The organism is Acinetobacter nosocomialis NIPH 2119 (assembly GCF_000368085.1).
In the GTDB taxonomy this organism is placed as follows: domain Bacteria; phylum Pseudomonadota; class Gammaproteobacteria; order Pseudomonadales; family Moraxellaceae; genus Acinetobacter; species Acinetobacter nosocomialis.
Genome location: NZ_KB849239.1, coordinates 1,670,473 through 1,686,807, shown reverse-complemented (window position 1 = coordinate 1,686,807; position 16,335 = coordinate 1,670,473). Strand labels below are relative to the sequence as shown.

Annotated in this window: 15 protein-coding genes; 12 read left to right on the top strand and 3 right to left on the bottom strand. The window is 39.7% G+C overall.

The window, feature by feature from the left end:
• The first annotated feature begins 48 nt into the window (after positions 1 to 48).
• From F984_RS11895 to F984_RS11845, 11 genes are all read left to right on the top strand, one after another.
• Positions 49 to 912: an HvfB family MNIO-type RiPP peptide maturase gene (locus F984_RS11895; protein ID WP_004709613.1), complete on the top strand. Its 864-nt coding sequence runs from the start codon at positions 49 to 51 to the stop codon at positions 910 to 912.
• On the top strand, positions 863 to 1,624 hold the full coding sequence (locus F984_RS11890; RefSeq protein WP_004709610.1) for an HvfC family RiPP maturation protein: 762 nt from the start codon (positions 863 to 865) through the stop codon (positions 1,622 to 1,624). The genes F984_RS11895 and F984_RS11890 overlap by 50 nt, the downstream gene beginning before the upstream one ends.
• Positions 1,621 to 2,241, top strand: a complete 621-nt coding sequence (locus F984_RS11885) for an RNA polymerase factor sigma-70 (RefSeq protein ID WP_004709608.1) — start codon at positions 1,621 to 1,623, stop codon at positions 2,239 to 2,241. Before F984_RS11890 ends, F984_RS11885 begins: the two co-directional genes overlap by 4 nt.
• Positions 2,235 to 2,414: a zf-HC2 domain-containing protein gene (locus F984_RS11880; protein WP_002048456.1), complete on the top strand. Its 180-nt coding sequence runs from the start codon at positions 2,235 to 2,237 to the stop codon at positions 2,412 to 2,414. Before F984_RS11885 ends, F984_RS11880 begins: the two co-directional genes overlap by 7 nt.
• Positions 2,415 to 2,504: 90 nt before the next feature.
• Positions 2,505 to 3,416 (top strand): LysR family transcriptional regulator MumR, encoded by a 912-nt coding sequence (gene mumR / locus F984_RS11875; protein WP_004709605.1) that lies wholly within the window; start codon positions 2,505 to 2,507, stop codon positions 3,414 to 3,416.
• Positions 3,417 to 3,762: 346 nt separating this feature from the next.
• Positions 3,763 to 5,016, top strand: a complete 1,254-nt coding sequence (locus F984_RS11870) for an NRAMP family divalent metal transporter (RefSeq protein WP_080631562.1) — start codon at positions 3,763 to 3,765, stop codon at positions 5,014 to 5,016.
• Between the two features lie 34 nt (positions 5,017 to 5,050).
• The gene (locus F984_RS11865) at positions 5,051 to 5,815 is read left to right on the top strand and encodes a LamB/YcsF family protein (protein ID WP_000496072.1); all 765 of its coding nucleotides are present in this window, start codon (positions 5,051 to 5,053) and stop codon (positions 5,813 to 5,815) included.
• An 11-nt stretch (positions 5,816 to 5,826) separates the two neighbouring features.
• Positions 5,827 to 6,633, top strand: coding sequence for a putative hydro-lyase (locus tag F984_RS11860; protein WP_004709601.1), 807 nt, complete (start codon positions 5,827 to 5,829; stop codon positions 6,631 to 6,633).
• A gap of 32 nt (positions 6,634 to 6,665) precedes the next feature.
• Complete coding sequence (locus F984_RS11855; protein ID WP_004709599.1) at positions 6,666 to 8,249, top strand: 5-oxoprolinase subunit B/C family protein; 1,584 nt, start codon at positions 6,666 to 6,668, stop codon at positions 8,247 to 8,249.
• Entirely contained in the window at positions 8,249 to 9,967 is a 1,719-nt protein-coding gene (locus F984_RS11850) for an acetyl/propionyl/methylcrotonyl-CoA carboxylase subunit alpha (RefSeq protein WP_031944774.1), read from the top strand. The genes F984_RS11855 and F984_RS11850 overlap by 1 nt, the downstream gene beginning before the upstream one ends.
• 303 nt (positions 9,968 to 10,270) lie before the next feature.
• Positions 10,271 to 11,491, top strand: a complete 1,221-nt coding sequence (locus tag F984_RS11845; RefSeq protein ID WP_004709596.1) for a chloride channel protein — start codon at positions 10,271 to 10,273, stop codon at positions 11,489 to 11,491.
• Positions 11,492 to 11,518: 27 nt separating this feature from the next.
• Here the strand turns inward: F984_RS11845 and F984_RS11840 are convergent, their stop codons facing one another.
• Positions 11,519 to 12,739, bottom strand: coding sequence for a reverse transcriptase/maturase family protein (locus F984_RS11840; RefSeq protein ID WP_025469322.1), 1,221 nt, complete (start codon positions 12,737 to 12,739; stop codon positions 11,519 to 11,521).
• A gap of 1,317 nt (positions 12,740 to 14,056) precedes the next feature.
• On the opposite strand from F984_RS11840, the gene F984_RS11835 reads away from it, so the two are divergent.
• Positions 14,057 to 14,611: a TetR/AcrR family transcriptional regulator gene (locus F984_RS11835; protein WP_004709592.1), complete on the top strand. Its 555-nt coding sequence runs from the start codon at positions 14,057 to 14,059 to the stop codon at positions 14,609 to 14,611.
• 55 nt (positions 14,612 to 14,666) lie between these two features.
• Here F984_RS11835 and F984_RS11830 read toward each other — a convergent pair whose 3' ends face one another.
• Together F984_RS11830 and F984_RS11825 are read right to left on the bottom strand one after the other, a co-directional pair.
• Positions 14,667 to 15,098 (bottom strand): SRPBCC family protein, encoded by a 432-nt coding sequence (locus F984_RS11830; RefSeq protein WP_002048421.1) that lies wholly within the window; start codon positions 15,096 to 15,098, stop codon positions 14,667 to 14,669.
• A 128-nt stretch (positions 15,099 to 15,226) separates the two neighbouring features.
• Positions 15,227 to 16,258: an AraC family transcriptional regulator gene (locus F984_RS11825; protein ID WP_004709590.1), complete on the bottom strand. Its 1,032-nt coding sequence runs from the start codon at positions 16,256 to 16,258 to the stop codon at positions 15,227 to 15,229.
• Between the last annotated feature and the right edge of the window lie 77 nt (positions 16,259 to 16,335).

Here is a 16,335-nt window from a genome sequence, read left to right as displayed (position 1 = left end):
TCGGCCTTCTAGTAAGTGTCGGCATCATTTCCAAAAGGAGTAATCACCATGATGGAGTTGAATGGTGTGGGGCTTGGTTTGAGACGTGACTTTATAGATTCGTTTCTAGCTGCAAAAACATATCCGGACTTTATCGAAGTTGCCCCAGAAAACTGGGTAGGTTTTGGTGGTCGACATGCAAAACTACTTGCACAGTGTGCTGAAAAAGCACCGTTAATTTGTCACGGCTTGTCATTATCTATTGGAGGGCCGCATCCACTTAATCTCGAATTTATAGGTAAAGTAAAAAGCTTTTTAGAACAATATGATGTACCAATTTATTCTGAACATTTAAGTTATACAAATGACGGCGGCTATTTATACGATTTGTTGCCCATACCGATGACAGAAGCCGCTGTTAAATATGTGGCTGAACGTATTTTACGTGTGCAGGATATTTTAGGAAAAAGATTAGTTATAGAGAATGTTTCTACTTATTTAATGCCGAATGCCGAAATGAGTGAAGCTGAATTTATCCGTGAAGTAATGCAACATGCAGACTGTGATTTGCTCCTTGATGTAAATAATGTCTATGTCAACAGTATCAATCATGGTAGCGATGCATTTGGTTTTATCCAGAAAATGCCAAAAGAAAGAATCCGTTATTTACATATTGCTGGGCATGAAAAAGTTCAGAAGAACTTATTAATCGATACCCATGGGGCAGAAGTTTGTGACCGTGTTTGGGAGCTATTGAGATATACCTATCAAGTATGTGGAATAAAACCGACATTATTGGAACGCGACTTTAATATTCCATCATGGCAAGAATTAGAAGAGGAACTCGCCAAAATTAAACTCATTCAACAACAGGAGAGTGGCTATGAAGGGAAATCAAATATCCTTCCAAACCATGCAACGACAGTTTTGTGACTGGATTCGTGATCCTGATTTGGAAATACCTCAAGCACTTCCTGCTCAACGAATGCAAATTTATCGGGACATGCTTTTTAATAATGTCAGCTCATTTATTGAGTTAGTTTATCCGGTAGCTCGTGCGATGTTGCCAGAATTAAAGTGGCAACAATTGCTGTTAGAGTTCTTTCAAAAAGCTAAGAGCCGCTCACCTTTATATAATGATATTTCTTTAGAATTTAGAGAGTATTTAACAGAGCAACAGCATCCGATATTGCAAGAATATCCTTGGTTGGCTGAATTATTGCAGTTTGAATGGCTTGAACTGTATTTAGATACTGTCGAAATTGAAAATGATGTTTTACACGAAAATTATGCTTGGCAGTTAACCACCAAAGTATGGGTATTGGTTTATCAATATCCCGTTTATACGTGGACAACTTTGATGACGCTAGAACAAGTTGAACTTGCATCAGGTGCAGTAATGGTCTGGCGCGATCAACAAGATAAAGTATGTATTGAACAGCTTTCGCCTTTGTTTGCTATGCTGATTGAACAGTTAACGAAAAATATAGCGTTAACTGACCATGATATTTTCACACTCATTCATTCTGTACTTACTGACTTGTCTGAGCCTGAAATTTATCTGCAAATTCAAGAACTCAAAAACCTCTTAACTCGACTACAATTAATTCAAACTCCCCATGATTTTAAAGAGGTACAAGGATGACTTCAGCCGCGGCATTACATCATGACGATCTAGGGGATCAACTGCATAGCCCAGCGTTTTTACAAGATTTAAGGCAGCAAATGATTAAATTTGCTTTTTTACAGTTGTCCTCACTTCCGCAAGCTGAAGATGTGGTGCAAGAAGCATTAACGAGCGCTTTTCAACATTTAGATTCATTTAAAGGGCGAGCTGCGTTCAAAACATGGGTATTTTCTATTTTAAAAAATAAAATTATTGATGTACTTCGGCAAAAGTCGCGCTTGGTTGCCATGTCTGAATTATTTAAAGACGAAGAAAGTGAACTCAGTGTTGATGAATTATTTGATGCTTCAGGACACTGGCATAAATATGAAGCACCTCAAGCATGGCAAAGCCCTGAAGAAATGATAGAGCAGTCAGATTTTTGGATAATTTTTGAAGCCTGTTTAGATCATTTGCCTGCCAAATATGCTCAAGTTTTTATGATGAGAGAGGTGATAGAGCTGAGTTCTAATGAGATTTGTAGCAAGTTAGAGTTATCTATTTCCAACTTTAATGTGTTGATGTATCGAAGTCGTACCCGATTACGCGAATGCTTAGAAAATAAATGGTTATTGAAGGAGGATTGTTCATGTTGACATGTCGACAAGCCACTCAACTTTTGTCTGAGAAACAAGATAGACCTTTGTTTTTACGTGAGCAAAGTAGTTTGCAATTACATTTATTGGCATGCCGATCATGCCGTCGTTATGCAAAACAGATCAAAACAATTAGTCAGCTTTCTAAAGCATTTAAAAATTTGGATGGCTAACTTTAGTTAAAAATTTATTTATTGCTAGCCTTAACACGCTAAAAGCTCCCATACTATAAAAGTAAAGGAATTTTTAAGACAGGATGAAACGTGAATTTAAAGAATCTTGAAGCATTTTATTGGGTTGTGACTTTAAATAGTTTCAATAAGGCCGCGACTAAATTACAAACGACACAGCCTGCGGTATCTCAAAAAATCACATCTCTTGAAAATGAATTAGGCTTTAAAGTTTTAGACCGAAGCTTGCGACAGTTTAAATTGACCCATAAAGGCAGAACATTATTTAAATATGCCGAAAAGTTTATGCGTTTAGAAACCGACCTAGTTGCAGAACTTACTGAAAATCAGCATCTCACAGGAACTATACGTTTAGGCGTTTCCGAAACGATTGTGTATACATGGCTAGTCGAATATATCGAAAAAGTTCAACAAGAGTTTCCTAAAGTTTCGGTCGAAATTGTGGTGGATCTGACGCCTAACCTACAAGAAGGGGTACGTACTGGGGACTTGGATATGGCCTTTTTACTCGGGCCAACCTTAGCTTTTGAGTGTATTGAACAAGCACTTTGTGATTTTGAATTAAGTTTTTTGGCAGCGCCATCTTTTAAAGGTGGAATTGGGCAAATGTCTTTTAAGACCTTAATGTCACATACCATTTTAACCTATCCAAAAATTACCTATCCCTATAAAGAATTAAAGGCAAGAATGAAAGAAAAAGGGATTGATGAACCACTGTCAATTACTAGCTATTCTTTAGCGACTTTATTGCGTCTTGCCGAGCAAGGTTTGGGTATTGCGGTCGTGCCAACCTTAACGGCGTTAAAGGAAATTACCGACGGGCGTCTAGAAATATTAAATACACCTATTCGCTTAAAAACCTTTCATTTCACGTCTATTTATATTCATGGTAATGATGTTGCTTTGAAAGAAAAATTAACCGAGGTTGCTGTTAAAGTCTCGGCGAGTGCTATGAAAAGGCTTAATGAGCAAATCAAAAAATAAGCTGTTTTTTGAGTATCATTTATTCTTGTTTTTCCTTATTTAAAAAAGCTGTTTTGTATGTAAAACCATAAAAGCAGCTTATGCACTTCGATAAGTAAAATTTATCCTGAACTTATCTTTGAGTGTAAATTAATAAAAATCAATTATTTAAAATTTTAAATTTCTGTAAAAAGTCTTATTGTTCGTAGGGATTAGCTATGTTTTTATTTTAGACACAAGATTTGATCACCGATTGTGTTGATTGGGGAATAGGGAATCTTTGTCATTTTAAAGGATTAAAGAATATCGTTTAGGACAAAAAAATGGTGTTCTTGATTCAACTTGAAAATAGCGTTGTTAAGCTCAAATGGATGAGGAACGCATTAATATGTCTTTACTGAAATCTTCTTTTTTATCAGATCGCCAATGGGCCATTGTTGCCTCAATTTTTATGATGGCGACCTCTGCAATGGGGCCCGGATTTTTAACCCAAACTGCTGTATTTACAGTGAAGTTAGGTGCGGCATTTGGCTTTGCCATTTTAGTTTCCATTCTGATTGATTATGTCGTCCAACAGAATATCTGGCGAGTGGTCACACTTACCCAGATGCGCGCATCTGATATTGCCAATAAGGCCTTACCGGGTAGTGGTTATTTACTGGCGTTTCTGGTGATTTTGGGTGGGTTTTTCTTTAGCGTCGGTAATATTGCAGGTGCAGCTTTAGGTTTAAATGCACTTTTTGGCCTAGATACAAAGTGGGGCGGTATTTTAAGTGGTGCTTTAGCCATTTTGATTTTTGCTTCCAAAAAAGCCACGCTTGCCATGGATAAAAGCATGATCGTGCTGGGATTGCTTAAAATCTTGCTGATTATTATTGTGGCCGTCATTGTGATGCCCCCAGTTGGTCAAGCTATACATCAGACATTTGCACCAGATCATATCGACTTTGCCATTATTACCACTATTGTGGGCGGTACAGTAGGTGGCTATATCTGTTATGCGGGTGCACATCGCTTACTCGATAAAGGCGCTGTTGGACCTGAAAATATTAATGAAGTTGCCAAAGCTGCGACCAAGGGTATTGTTGTAGTCGGCATCATGCGTTATGTGTTGTTCTTAGCATTCTTAGGTGTGGTAGTAAGCGGTGCCCATATTGATTTAGCCAGCCATGACGCCAATCCGGCAGCCCAAGCATTTCAATATGCGGCAGGCACATTTGGTTTTAAATTATTTGGTTTAATTTTCTGGGCGGCGGGTATTAGTAGCACGATTGGTGCAGCATATACCTCAGTTTCATTCTTTACTGCATTTAAAAAGAACTTAACACCAAAACAGACCAACTATACGACCATTACCTTTATCGCATTAGCGTTATTGCTCTATGTGTTATTGGGTGCAACTCCGGCAGGTCTACTCATTTTTGTGGGTGGTTTTAACGGTTTGGTATTGCCAATTGGTCTTACAATTTTTGTATACGTAGCTGCGTGCCGTAAAGATTTGATGGGTAATTATAACTATCCAAAATGGTTACTTATTTTGGGTGGATTAACATGTTTGTTGACGTGGTGGATGGGTTATATGTCATTTACGACAGTGTTTAACTATTTGACCAAGCTTTAAGCCAGACGACATGAATTGATAAAGGAATAATGCCATGTTTGTAGATTTAAATAGTGATTTGGGCGAAAGCTTTGGCTCATGGAAAATGGGTAATGATGACCAGATTTTACCTGTCGTGACCAGTGCCAACATTGCTTGTGGTTTTCATGCTGGTGACCCGCTCGGCATTTTAAAAACGGTTCGTAAAGCAGTTGAACTTGGTGTGACCATTGGTGCTCATGTGTCTTACCCAGACCTTGTAGGCTTTGGCCGTCGTAATATGGATTTATCGCGTGACGAACTCATTGCCGATGTGCTTTATCAAATTTCTGCACTCGATGGTTTAGCGAAAGTAGCTGGCTCAAAAGTGCAGTATGTTAAACCACACGGTGCGCTCTACAACACCATTGCCCATGACCAAGCTCAGGCAGCAGCCGTGATTGATGCCATTAAAATGTATAACCCTGAACTCGTACTAGTTGCTTTAGCTGGGTCGAACTTAGTCGAACAGGCACGAGCTGCGGGTTTAAAAGTTGTGTCTGAAGCATTTGCGGATCGTGCTTATAACAGTGATGGCTCATTGGTTTCCCGCCGTTTAGAAGGTGCGGTTTTACACGACTCGGCATTTGTTGCGAGCCGTGTGGTGTCTATGCTTAAAAATGGTGGGGTCGAGTCAATTGATGGTGTATTTACCCCAATTCAGGCTGACACGATTTGCCTACACGGCGATACCGATGGCGCACTAGAAATGTCGGCAGCCATTAAAGCCGAGCTTGTAAAAAACAATATTGAAATTCGCCCATTTGTAAATAAAGCATAAGGAAGAGCGCAATGTATAAGGATATTAAAGTCGATCCAGCTCAGCTTGAAGCCGCATTAGATGCACGTTTAAAAATCCGTGCAGGTTTTGATAAACCAACAGCAGGCATGGCTGCGGGTATGACGCAGGTCAACATGATTTCGGTGCCAAAAGATTGGGCGTATGACTTTTTACTTTATGCACACCGTAACCCGCAAAGCTGTCCAGTGCTTGATGTGCTCGAAGAAGGCATCTATGCAACTAAGCTTGCAGAAGACTCAGACATCCGCACTGACTTCCCACGTTATCGCATTTGGAAAGATGGCGAAATGGTCGATGAAGTGACAGATGCAAGAGAGATTTATAACGCTTATCCTGATTTGGTGACTTTCTTAATTGGTTGTAGTTTTTCGTTTGAAACAGCTTTGCAAGAAGCAGGTATTGAAGTTCGCCACATTCATGACGACACCAATGTGCCGATGTATCTAAGCAATATAAAGTGCGAACCAGCAGGGCGTATTTCAGGAAATATGGTGGTTTCCATGCGACCAATTCCATCTCATCAAATTAGTGAAGCAGTAAAAATCACTGCACGTATGCCAAGTGTACATGGGGCACCTGTCCATATCGGGCACCCTGAAAGCTTAGGTATTAAGGATGTAAATAAGCCTGACTTTGGTGATGCTTCTCGTATTGAAGCGGGTGAAATTCCAGTGTTTTGGGCATGTGGGGTAACACCGCAAGCAGCAGTGATGAACTCGAAAATTCCTTTTGCCATTAGTCATGCACCGGGTTACATGTTTATTACCGATATTCCTGACCGTGCTTGGATGGGCTAAATAGCTAAAGAAGAATTAAAAAGGATAAGCAAATGCGTTTTTTATCGGTAAACGCCGATTGTTTTCTGATTGAGCTTGCGAGTTTAGAAGAAACATTGGCGTTGTACAATAAATTGCAAAATACGCAATTGAATGGAATTAAAGACTTAGTCCCCGCTGCAAAAACAATTTTGGTTTTTTTTAATGAGATCGAAACCAATTTTAAAACGCTAGTTGCTTCAATTCAGAGCCTCAAAGTTGATTCTGGATTTGAGCGTAGCGGCCAAGAAGTGATTGTGCCGATTCGTTATGATGGCGAAGACCTTGCTCAGGTTGCCGAGTTGCAAGGTTTATCAGTGGCTGATGTGATTAGAAAACATCACCAAAGCGTGTGGAATGTGGCTTTTATTGGGTTTGCGCCGGGCTTTGCGTATATGAGCAGTCCCGATAAGCCTTTTACCGATATTCCGCGCTTAACGGTTCCGCGTAAAAAAATACCGTCAGGCTCTTTGGGCTTGGCTGGAAAATACTCTGGAATTTATCCAAAAGACAGTCCGGGTGGTTGGCAGCTGATTGGTACCACATCGGAAAAAATGTGGGATTTAGAGCGTAAAAATCCTGCTTTGTTGTTACCGGGTATGACCGTACATTTTGAAGATGTTACGCATCATCCAACTACGGTGACTGTACCACAGCAAATTACGCCTAAGGTTGAGCCGAAACAATCTGTGCCACTGTTTAAGATTACTACACCAAGTTTACAAATGCTCATTCAAGACGAAGGGCGTTTAAATCAGACCAATATTGGTGTTGGCGTAGCGGGAGCAATGGATTTATCTGCCATGCATAGTGCCAACCGTATTGTGGGTAACCCAACCGATACACCCGTCATTGAAGTTTTAAATGGTGGGCTAAAAGCCAAAATGCAGCATGCGGGTGTTATTGCGGTGGCTGGGGCTATTTCAAACATTCGTGTGAAATTTACCGATGGTCAAATCGCAGACTTTGCAAGTTATCAACCGATTGATTTGGATGAAGGCGATGAATTTCAAATTCTGCCACCGACAGCAGGCTTAAGAAACTATCTGGCAGTTCGTGGTGGTATCGACGTTGAACCTGTGCTCAATAGTGCTTCGTTTGACAGCTTGGCAGTGTTAGGGCCAGAGCCTTTAAAGCTTGGAGATACCATTTACCAAGGACAGGTGAAGGCAGCTAACATTAGTGTAAATGAAGTGGGCAAAAGTGATTTGCCAAAAGCTGGTGAAGTGGTTGAGCTAGATATTGTGATGGGACCGCGCACAGACTGGTTTGAACAAGACAGTATTGAGCTGCTCTGTCAGCAAGAATGGCTCGTGACCAATGAAAGCAACCGAGTTGGGCTAAGACTTTCAGGTGAGCAGCCCCTAACTCGCAAAATTACCCATGAACTCGAAAGTGAAGGCACTTGCATTGGCGCTTTGCAAATTCCACCGAGTGGTCAGCCCGTTTTGTTTATGAATGATCATCCTTTAACGGGCGGATATCCGGTCATTGCCTCTGTTGCTAAACACCATTGGGACTTGGTGGCACAGATTCCGGCAGGTTGCCACATCAAATTTAAAAAAATTGCCGAATTTACAGATTTTGAGAATGAATGATGAATACAGAAAAATTATTGATTGCTAACCGTGGTGAAATTGCCGTTCGTATTATCCATGCTTGCCGTGACATGGGAATTGCATCGGTGGCGTTATATGCAGATGACGACATTGGTAGCATGCATGTCGAACTTGCAGATGAAGCATGGGGCTTGGCTGGTGCGACTGCCAGTGAAACTTATTTAAATATTCCTGCCATTATTGAAGTTGCGAAAAAATCAAAAGCGACGATGGTGCATCCGGGTTATGGCTTTTTATCTGAACGTGCTGAGTTTGCCCAAGCCGTGATTGATGCAGGTTTAAAATGGGTAGGGCCATCACCAAGTGCCATTGAAAAACTAGGCGATAAAATCGAAGCACGTAAAATTGCTGCTTCGGTGGGTGCGCCGTTGGTTCAGGGTACGCAAGACCCACTCAACAATGCAGATGAAGCTTTAGAGTTTGCCAAGCAGTTTGGTTTGCCGATTGCCATTAAAGCCGCATTTGGTGGTGGTGGCCGTGGCTTAAAAGTCGCGTGGAAACTCGAAGAAGTCAAAGAGCTTTATGAGTCGGCAGTACGTGAAGCAAAAGCTGCCTTTGGCCGTGGTGAATGTTTTGTCGAGCAATATTTAGATAAGCCACGCCATGTAGAAGCGCAAGTCATAGCCGACCAACATGGCAATATTGTGGTGCTTGGTACACGTGATTGTTCGTTGCAACGCCGTAACCAAAAGTTAGTCGAAGAAGCGCCAGCGCCATTTATTAGCGATGAGATTTACCAGCAAATTTTAAGCTCGGCAAAAAATATTTGTCAGGCGGCAAACTATGTGGGTGCGGGAACAGTTGAATATTTACTGAGCCGTGACGGTAAGCTTTCATTCTTAGAAGTAAATACGCGCTTGCAAGTTGAACACCCAGTGACCGAAGAAACTTCAAAAGTCGATTTGGTGGTTGAGCAAATTCGCGTGGCACAGGGCCATGAGCTTTCTATTAAAGAAACACCAAAAGCACAAGGCCATGCCATTGAGTTTCGTATTAATGCCGAGGACCCAGCTCGCGGGTTTATTCCTGCTTTTGGCGTGTTGAGTTTGTTTGAAGCGCCTTTTGGTAACGGGGTACGAGTTGATACAGGCGTTCGCACAGGTTCATTAGTTTCTAGTCATTTTGATTCACTCATGGCAAAACTGATAGTGACTGGTCCAACTCGAGAAGTTGCTATTGCCCGTGCTAAACGTGCTTTAAAACAATTTAAAATTGAAGGTGTGGCTTCAGTTTTAGACTTCCACCGTGCGGTACTTAATGAACCTGACTTTACAGATGAATTTAATGTACATACGCGTTGGATTGAAAATGACTTTAAGCAAGATTTAAAGCCAACCAAACGTGGCATTCCAAACCATCAACAACCAATGCTGCTCAGCTACATTGAAATTGATGGCAAGTTACACCGTTTAGGTTTACCTGCGGGAATGTTTGCACAAGGCCCAGCAACCGCAACTCCCGCCCAAACAACCGAGCCAGAAGTGAGTGCCGAGCATTTACTTGCGCCAATTAATGGTGTGATTAGCGCTTGGAAAGTTGAAAATGGTGAGCAAGTCACAGAAGGCCAAGTGGTTGCCATTATGGAAGCCATGAAAATGGAAGTTCAGGTACTTGCACACCGAAGTGGTGTTATTCAGATTAGTGCAGAGAAGGGGGCAACCTGCCATGCTGAAACCATGATTGCCAGCATTAATTAAAATTTGAATATGTTATTTGGCCTGATAATGTTTTTAGCTTGATCAGGTCAAATCGAGTGCTTATTAATTAACTCAATCAGGCATATTTTAGGTTTTCATTAACCATTTTCAACTTGAAAGCCAGAACGGGTTATGAGATATTTGTCACAGATTAGTGGTATAAATATTGATCACTGTATTTGAAGCTCGCTTATGCGAGCTTTAATTTTTAGCCCAGTTTAAGCATTTCTCACTTAATGAACTGGCAGCATAAAAAAAATTTGAGAATTTGGCACTCACTCACAGGCGAATTGAAGAAAGCGAATGAAAATTCTACCTTCATCTGAATATGATCAAATTCTAAAATACAGTGTCTATTGGCTCGTCATATCAATTGTGATTGGAGTCGTTGCCGGGCTGGCATCCACTCTAATCTTTGTGGCTTTTGATATTTCAAACAAAGTCCGCAGTCTGCATCACTGGCTCATCTACTTTCTGCCTTTTATAGGCTTTGGTATTGGTTATCTCATTAAAAAATATGGTTCGCCGATTGAACGGGGAACACATTTACTCATAGATGAGATTCATCAACCCAAGTCGTTTATTCCAAAACGAATGAGCCCCATCATTTTTATTACCTCAATTTTAACGCAGTTGTTTGGTGGTTCGGCAGGGCGTGAGGCGCCAGCGGTTCAGCTTTCGGGTGCCTTAATTGACCATTTAAGCTATATATTAAAAATCTCGGAAGACAACCGAAAAATCTGTTTAATCGCCAGTATTGGAGCAGGTTTTGCTGGGGTGTTTGGTCTGCCTTTGGCGGGTGCAATTTATGGTTTAGAAATTACCGCTTTAGGTAATTTAAGATACTCAGCTATTTTTCCATGTTTTGTGTCGGCGCTGATTGCATCGACCATTCCTGAGCTATTTGAAATTGTGCATCCGCACGTTTTTTATGTAATTAGCGAGTTTCCAGCCATTCATTTTGGCACACTCATGAGCTTAATTGCGGCAGGATTAGTTTTTGGTTTGGCTGCACGCTTCTTTATTGCAGCCATTCACTTGGCAAGTGACCTCTTTTATAAATACATTCGCTATTTGCCATTAAGAACGATGGTGGGCGGTATCATCATTATGCTACTTACGTTGTTCACTGCACATCAGCAGTACAACGGTTTAGGTACAGATAAAATCATTTCATCTTTTTATGTACCGATTGAGTTTTACGACTTTTTTAACAAGACTGTTTTTACAGCCATTACTTTAGGTTCGGGCTTTAAAGGTGGTGAAATTACGCCGTTATTTTATGTTGGTGCGACATTAGGTAATGCTTTAGGGGCGGTTTTAAACCTACCACTTTCATTGCTTGCAGGCCTAGGGTTGGTAAGCCTTTTTTCAGGGGCAAGTAAGGCACCGTTAACATCTATTATTTTAGCTGTTGAGCTATTTGGAATGAATGTTGCGACTTATGCGATTATTACTTGTTTGTTGGCAGCGCTATTTTCTGGGAATTGTGGGTTGTATCGCCGTAAAAAGTTGATGGATTGATTAAGCCTTTCTAAGGGGTTGACTAGATTAAGTTAAACCAAGAAATTTTCTATTTTCACTAGAAAGAGAACTTAAATTAATATTTAAACCACCAACTCCGTATATTCTATGAAGAACTTTCTGATGTAAATCAATCATGTGGTTTTCAAGCTCAGTATAGTTAGTAATACAATCTGAGTATGCGGCTTTATAGCCGGATATACGTGACTCAATAGCAACCCCAAGATTAGCTAGCTTAATATTACTATCCAGTAATTGTTTGATTGAGCCTAATTGTAGTAATTCAGTACGTATCATATGCAATTGTTCACTTGTCAAAATAAGCTCATAGTCAGCATTACATTTTTTCTTACTTAAACCTAATCCTAAAAACTCAACTGTTTCGTCTGGGTTGTAAATTACTGTCTTTGAATTTAATTCACTAAGTAGGGGTATATCTAAATCTAATTTTTTTAAAGATGTACGGCAAAAACTATCAATTTGTTCACATTCATGCTTACTCTTAGCAAAGAAAATTAAATCATCAGCATATCTTACAGCGCTAAAACCATTAGCTTTAATTTCACTATCAAAAGTTCCTAAAAATAAATTTGCAAAAAAAGGAGACAAAGGCATTCCTTGGCGGACACCATGTCCTCTTCTAATTCCAAGTTTTTTAATCCGTGATGCTTGAGAATTTGAAGTGATTCGTACTTCACGATTTATTATCGAAAATAATAGAGGATGTAGAGAACGATGTTTAACTAAAGATTTAATCTTTTCCTTAAGTTTTTCACGGTCTACATTATCGAAGAATGCAGTGATATCAGTTTTATAAACCCAATTATGCTTCTTGCGAAGTTCACAGGCTTTCTTCGCCGCATCTTTGACTGTTTTTTTAGTGATAAAACCATAGCTTATACCATTATCAAGTTGATTATGATAATAATTGTTCAGTACATTCAGTAAAGCTCGCTGTACTATACGGTCTTCAATAGTCGGTACACAAATTAACCTATATTTACCATTCGATTTAGGAACTAAAAACGGATGGAGATCACTAAATCCATAAGATCTATCTAACAACTTTTTTGAAATTTTTTTTAATAGTTGTTTTTTATTATGATTAAAATCATTGAGACTCATATTATTTAAATCCAATGAGTTTTTAGATTGTTTTTTTGAATTTTTCCAAATATGTTCCCAAGCTTCTTCAAGATTAGATAGGCTTGCTACTTGAGCTAATGCAGTTTTTCCTTTTGTTGTCATCTGAATTCTTGCCGCAAACGTCTTAACCCTAGGGATTGCGTTAAAGAGGTGGAATCTCATGACTACTCAGCCCGTCATGGGCGAATGAATAGTCCAGAGACACGCCAGTGACCCATGACCAACTAGTGACCGTGGTATCAGTATGCCGCTTGGATACGTGCAGCGCAACTCGCAAAGAGATGCAAACCGTAAACCTCGCAACCGCCGCTGAGCAAATGAGAATGAGACGCAATAACGAATTGTTTAACTCACTCAAATCCAAATCCTCCCAATAACAAATGTGTAAATGACTTAATAGGGTACAAATACCATATAAAAGCCAATCGAAAACACAGCCAGAGTGAGGCGACGACTTACGCGCTTCCCCATCCGTGCTCATGGGCTGCCCCACACGCTCTTTACCCGTCCTCCCGACATTACCTAGGGAGGAAGACGGGTCCAAGCTACAAGACTCATGACTACTCAGCCCGTCATGGGCGAATGAATAGTCCAGAGACACGCCAGTGACCCATGACCAACTAGTGACCGTGGTATCAGTATGCCGCTTGGATACGTGCAGCGCAACTCGCAAAGATGAAAATTGGAAGCTACGTTCAAACAATAATGAGGATAATGGTTTATTTTTCAAGAACAAAATCAAATTATTTATAAAAAATTAAATCAACTGCTTTTTATTTAGGTAAGAATTAAATTTTTTATATTGGTATTTATGAGATTGTTCATTTAGTTATATTTTCCCTAATACCAACCGCTCTACTTTAATACAAATGTCATTTCCTACGCTTGACGCCAAGAAAACCGAATACTATCCTTTGCGAGCTGGCCTACATTGCCAGTTGGTTTTAGCAGACCATCAGCCAAAGTACACGAAAAAGTCTAACTTTTTTGTGGAAATCCCTGCGTGCCCCCTCTGCGGCGGAACGGGAGGGGGACACCTTCGGGTGTGCTGGATTCTTTGGCTCCAGTCTGCTAACCCTCTTTCGTTTCGCCACCATTATTTAGCAGTAATGCGGTGAAACTTCTTTTATAGCCAAAGGAGTTCGCTCATGCGTACAAATTCTTCTCATTTATTGGCCTACGCCAAAATTTCTGTATTTATATCGTTTAAACAGCCTATAAATCGGTTTAATCGACTCTAGGTTTTCTGCACCTTAAGAATCGTTACGGCTCAAAAATCATAGCAACAATAAACCTGAGATAGGCGAGCACACCTTTATTGTGCCGCTTTTGCATGCCCGTTTTAAGCACTCAATTTAAGAGTGACGGCATTTCTATCTCTTTTACATACAACAAAAAATTATTTTAAACGGTATAACTATGCCAAATTTAGAAGCTTCATTTAGAGCACTCAGAGTGCTTCATACAGCAAAAGATTTATTTATGGAGTATGGATTTCACAAAGTCGGTGTTGACCGAATTATTGCCGAATCCAAAGTGAATAAGGCCACTTTTTATAAGCATTTCCATTCAAAAGAAAGGTTCATTGAAATGTGCTTAACCTTTCAAAAAGATGGGTTAAAAGAAGAGGTGTTATCTATTATTCATTCATATCGTGAACTTATGGTATTTGATAAGCTAAGAAAAATATTTTATCTCCATGCCAACCTCGAAGGACTGTACCGTTTGCCTTTTAAGGCCATTTTGGAGATTGAAAAGTTTTATCCAACTGCTTACAGAGTGGTGGTGGATTATAGAAACTGGTTAGTGACCCAAATACATGGCCTACTTTTAACCATCAAACCCACAGCTTTAATGGAAGATGCTCACATGTTTTTGTTTGTGATTGATGGAGCAATGGTTCAGCTTTTAAGTAAAGAGGAAACAGATGAACGAGATAAATTATTAGAATATTTTTTAATAACCCTATCTTAGTATTCAATCTAAAATAAGAAAGCCCATCATTGGGCTTTCTTATGGTATTGGCTTCTTAAAATTTAAGTTTTTTAAGTCCACGGCTCACGCCATTTTGTAAGGCCGCTTTAATAATCGGGCCAATAAAAGGAACGCGGCCTTTAAAGCTAATGGTGTAATTCAAACGAGTTCGGTTATTTCCCAAGTCAGTAAATTGCATCACACCACGATGTGCCTTAATTGGGCTAATGCCACTTGTGATCGCGTACTCTATCAGTTCATTTTCTTTATAGACTAAATTTGTTTCAACAAATGAAGGTGTAAACGGAATAGACATCTTACGGGCAGAGCCAACACCGTTACGTGCATCCTTGCCGTTACTAATGCGAGTGACTTTAGCAGGGGCAAAAAGTTTGCTTAAGTTTTCGTGTTCACTCAAGGCTGCGAAGACCTTGTCTATAGGTGCATTAAATTCTTGTACGATGTTGATTTTTTGAGTTTTTAACATCTTGTTCCCTCTAAAGTAAATTTGACATGATTAATTGTCATAATTTTGATAGTAGCATGCTTTTCTCTATGCTGGAATTCTAGTTCGTCGGAGTAACTCCGGATAAAAAGTAACATTTTAAATAGAATTTATTTAATCATTTGCTTTTTATAGTGACTTGGAGCAACGCCAGTCCAACGTTTATAAGCTTGAGAAAAAGTAGATAAATCTGAGAAGCCTAATATTTCTGCCACTTGGCCTAAATTTAAATTTTGCGCTAAAAGGGAGTCGGCACGTCGATGCAAGGTTTCATTTTGAAGTGCTCTAAAAGAGATATTCTCGTCTTGTAACCTCCTTTTTAGCGTCCGTTCGCTCATATTTAACTTATTTGAAATCTCTTTAATATTAAGTAAAGTGCCAGAAGGAGCGTTCATTAAAAAATCGCGGACAATCATTGTGGTTGTTAAGGTGGTATGGCGTTGGCTAATAAGCTCCATACACAGCCTTTCACACATAGCAGCAGTATTCGGGTTTGCATGGGGTAGAGCGTGGAGCAATTGCGAACTATTAAATTTTAAAATGTTTTCTTTTTGATTAAATTGAATTGGAGCGCCTAAATATTCTTTAGGTATATTTAACAAACAAGATTCAGGCTCACCATATTTAAGATGAAATGCATCTAATTGAAATGAACCTTCATAAATATCGCTAATAACACGAAGAGTTGCAGCCATCGCACGTTCAAGTACAAACCGTTGTAACTCCTGTGTTAGGCCCACAGGTTCAGTAAAGCAAATCATGCACTCATTATTTTTTTGCTGAAAATTAATTTTAACAAAGGTATAGGTGAGGGCTAAATAACGTTGCACAAGTTGCATCGCTTCTAAGCCCGTTGCGCTACTCATTAGTGCGTAACCCAAAATGCCATAAGTTGTCAGTTGGTGGTTAAAACCAGTAATGAGGCCTAAACCTGCGGTGTGAGCAGATAAAATTTTAATTAAATTATTGATAACACCCAGTTCTTCATCGGGTGTAACAACACTGTTAGTATCATTTAAACGAGTCAGGGTTAAACCAGTACCGGCTAACAGATGTGATCTTTGAATTTTTAATTGATCACCTAGTTCTAATAATAGCTGTACGCTAGATGGAGCTCGTAAATAATCTTGAAACTCTAACATCGGTTGGCCTAAAAACTAAAATGCGTGTCCCAATCTAGCATGGTTGATGAGAAGACTAAAGCCTAATATTTATTCAT

Bases quoted from the DNA above. Each gene is read 5' to 3' on its own strand.
- F984_RS11895 (WP_004709613.1), top strand. From the start codon at position 49: ATGATGGAGTTGAATGGTGTGGGGCTTGGTTTGAGACGTGACTTTATA.
- F984_RS11845 (WP_004709596.1), top strand. From the start codon at position 10,271: ATGAAAATTCTACCTTCATCTGAATATGATCAAATTCTAAAATACAGT.
- F984_RS11855 (WP_004709599.1), top strand. From the start codon at position 6,666: ATGCGTTTTTTATCGGTAAACGCCGATTGTTTTCTGATTGAGCTTGCG.
- F984_RS11850 (WP_031944774.1), top strand. From the start codon at position 8,249: ATGAATACAGAAAAATTATTGATTGCTAACCGTGGTGAAATTGCCGTT.
- F984_RS11880 (WP_002048456.1), top strand. From the start codon at position 2,235: ATGTTGACATGTCGACAAGCCACTCAACTTTTGTCTGAGAAACAAGAT.
- F984_RS11865 (WP_000496072.1), top strand. From the start codon at position 5,051: ATGTTTGTAGATTTAAATAGTGATTTGGGCGAAAGCTTTGGCTCATGG.
- F984_RS11825 (WP_004709590.1), bottom strand. From the start codon at position 16,258: ATGTTAGAGTTTCAAGATTATTTACGAGCTCCATCTAGCGTACAGCTA.
- F984_RS11890 (WP_004709610.1), top strand. From the start codon at position 863: ATGAAGGGAAATCAAATATCCTTCCAAACCATGCAACGACAGTTTTGT.
- F984_RS11840 (WP_025469322.1), bottom strand. From the start codon at position 12,739: ATGACAACAAAAGGAAAAACTGCATTAGCTCAAGTAGCAAGCCTATCT.
- F984_RS11860 (WP_004709601.1), top strand. From the start codon at position 5,827: ATGTATAAGGATATTAAAGTCGATCCAGCTCAGCTTGAAGCCGCATTA.
- F984_RS11870 (WP_080631562.1), top strand. From the start codon at position 3,763: ATGGATGAGGAACGCATTAATATGTCTTTACTGAAATCTTCTTTTTTA.
- F984_RS11835 (WP_004709592.1), top strand. From the start codon at position 14,057: ATGCCAAATTTAGAAGCTTCATTTAGAGCACTCAGAGTGCTTCATACA.
- F984_RS11830 (WP_002048421.1), bottom strand. From the start codon at position 15,098: ATGTTAAAAACTCAAAAAATCAACATCGTACAAGAATTTAATGCACCT.
- F984_RS11885 (WP_004709608.1), top strand. From the start codon at position 1,621: ATGACTTCAGCCGCGGCATTACATCATGACGATCTAGGGGATCAACTG.